This is a genomic window from Limnohabitans sp. (assembly GCF_040400975.1).
Lineage (GTDB): Bacteria > Pseudomonadota > Gammaproteobacteria > Burkholderiales > Burkholderiaceae_C > Limnohabitans_A.
Genome location: NZ_JBBAPF010000081.1, coordinates 1 through 2,438 on the forward strand (window position 1 = coordinate 1; position 2,438 = coordinate 2,438).

The window sequence follows — 2,438 nt, forward strand, 5'->3', positions numbered from 1 at the left end:
TGGAGGGAGGAAGAGAGGGAGAGAGAGAGGGAGAGAGAGAGAAATAGCCTTCCTTTGGAAGCCTTGGCCCAGTGTTCGTTGCAAGCATTGGCCCAGTGTTCCTTGCAGCGGTGGTGCATGGATTGGAAAAGTCCACATTTGGAAGGCGACGTTCATCGCGCCATCGTTAGGGCAGATGATGGGTGCAAAAAAACCACTTGCCACTGCTTCGGGCTTACGGTCACCGTCGGGTGTGCAATCCAACAAGAAGACATCCAACAGCTCTCTTGATGTTGTCTCATGGAAGCGGCCGATGTTGACAGAGGAAATTGTGGAATCGGGGTCCAATGGCAAGCGGCACGAGTCGAGCACACCTCTTGCCCCTTCCTGTCCACAGTCCTCCAGCTCTTATTGGAAGACACCGGATGTCAATGACATCCCACCCCCACCCACTCCGTCCGAACAGACTCGGCAGGCCCCTCGGCATGAGGTGAACATGTGCAGGGTGATGTTGCAACTCATACTCCCAAGGGAGGTGAACGAGGAAAACAAATTCCGGAAGGACGCTGCCGACCCAGATCGAATCAATGCTGCCCTGGCCAAGAGGTATTGCCATAACACACACGAGTGTGCCATCTGCAACAAGAAGTTGGTGTGTGCTGACGTGCGCGACTTGGTCCATATGTGGCTCAAGCTTGGGGATGAGGCGCAAGTCAACTATTTGGCTTCCATGTACGAGGGCACCTTGGCTGAAAGCACCCCTGACGAAGAGGACGTGCAACACCGGACCGACTACTATCTGGATGGTGCGAAAGTGTGTCGATTAGGGTTTTGCGGCATCCTGGGCACCACACCGAAAACCCTGATGAAGTGCTTGCACCGCTGTCTGGACATGCGGAAGAAGCTTCCAGGTGAGTCCAGCACGAGGCCAGAGAGGCAAACAACTACCCCACTCATCGACTTGTACTTCATGGAGTTGTACCATGGCGCTGCAGAGGATTTGCCAGAAAACATTCACACTCATGATGTGGGTGCTGAGATTGAGAAAGATCACAAATAATCCGCTGTCCACTGTCCTGATGGCACATCGATCGCAGATCTGTTCAATTGGACCCCAGAGGCGGCCATGTCGAAACAAGCTGCACACTTCATAGGGCCGAACACCTCTGCACCTGTGAGGCATCTGCCACCTGGAAAGCCAATCACTTTGTTTTGGATGTTCTTGGCCTGGTATGAAGCGATTCGTGACATTGCCGGCTCGAGTGGCATCAGCTTAGGATTCTTGAACAGATTCCCCTCGTGGACGACACTCCATCGCAGATGGTACCAGAAGTGGAGTTGTATCCTCACCTTTCGCAAGGCATCACAGCATAAAGAGTGCTCCTTGTGCCATGACTTCCGTTGTGCGGTTCATCGGAGAGGCGTCCCCACAGCAGAGAAGGTGGCCATTGCGAGGCAATGGCGGGAGCATGTGCGTGCACAATACCACGATCGGTTGTTGTATTGGTCGCTGCGCTGGGCGTCACGTATGTTTCAGGACGTGCTAGTCATCATCATTGACAGCATGGACAAGGTCAAGACCATGTATCCCAAGTACAGAGCCAATCGAAATCATGGGTACTTGGATAGCTTAGTGCGCCCATGGACCACTGTGTCCGCTGTCCTCTGTCACGGCTGGTGCACTTGCATTTACACAGCTGACGAGTTCTTGTCGCACGGGGCGCCAGCTTTTTGCGAGGTGTTGTGCCGTGCGCTGGGCCAAGTGCTGGCAATTTCACAGAAGACCGGCCGGCCGATGCCAAGGCATCTTGTCATCCAGTCGGATAATACAACAGCACAGGCCAAAAATATGCTATTTCATTGTTTTTGGCGTACTTGGTGGCTATGGGGTATTTCTCTTCAGCGACACTGAACTTCCTGACGGTCGGCCATACACACGAAGATGTCGACCGCCTCTTTGCCATGATTCTGCTTCTCGTTCTCCGGCCCAAATTGTGGGAGACGCCGGAAGAGATGAATGCATTGTTTGCAGAAGCGCTCCGCCCTCTGACTGAGGCCAAGAAGGAAGAGCTCATCGTGGAAGAGGTGCGGCACATCCGGGACTTTGATGGTTGGTTGGGTGCAATGGGGGTGCACCTCCACAATGCGTTTGTGACACGAAAGGGCATAGAGGCGTCGCACGCATTTACTTATAAGGTGCGTGCCGACCTGTCTACGGCAGAGGTGCACAACATCCCACGGAAGAGGAAACGCTTTGATGAGCATCAGGAGGATGTGTTTGCCATTGTGAAGGGCCGCATGCACATGACGAAGACGCAGCCTCCCGTGTTGGCCATCCCTCATTGTTTACTGGCGCTCATGCATGGCAAAGAGCCAAAGAACATGAAAGCAGCACGGGACATGCCCAACGACCGCAAAAACGAGTTGGTCAAGCTGGCAGACCGCATTGACTCCCCATC

General features: G+C 53.8%; 2 protein-coding genes. Both read left to right on the forward strand.

Features of this window, described 5'->3' with window-relative positions:
* Positions 1-487: 487 nt before the first annotated feature.
* Positions 488-1,039, forward strand: coding sequence for a hypothetical protein (locus ABWQ00_RS15845; RefSeq protein ID WP_353239621.1), 552 nt, complete (start codon positions 488-490; stop codon positions 1,037-1,039).
* Between the two features lie 800 nt (positions 1,040-1,839).
* The coding region (locus ABWQ00_RS15850; RefSeq protein ID WP_353239622.1) for a hypothetical protein at positions 1,840-2,438 on the forward strand (599 nt) is incomplete at its 3' end.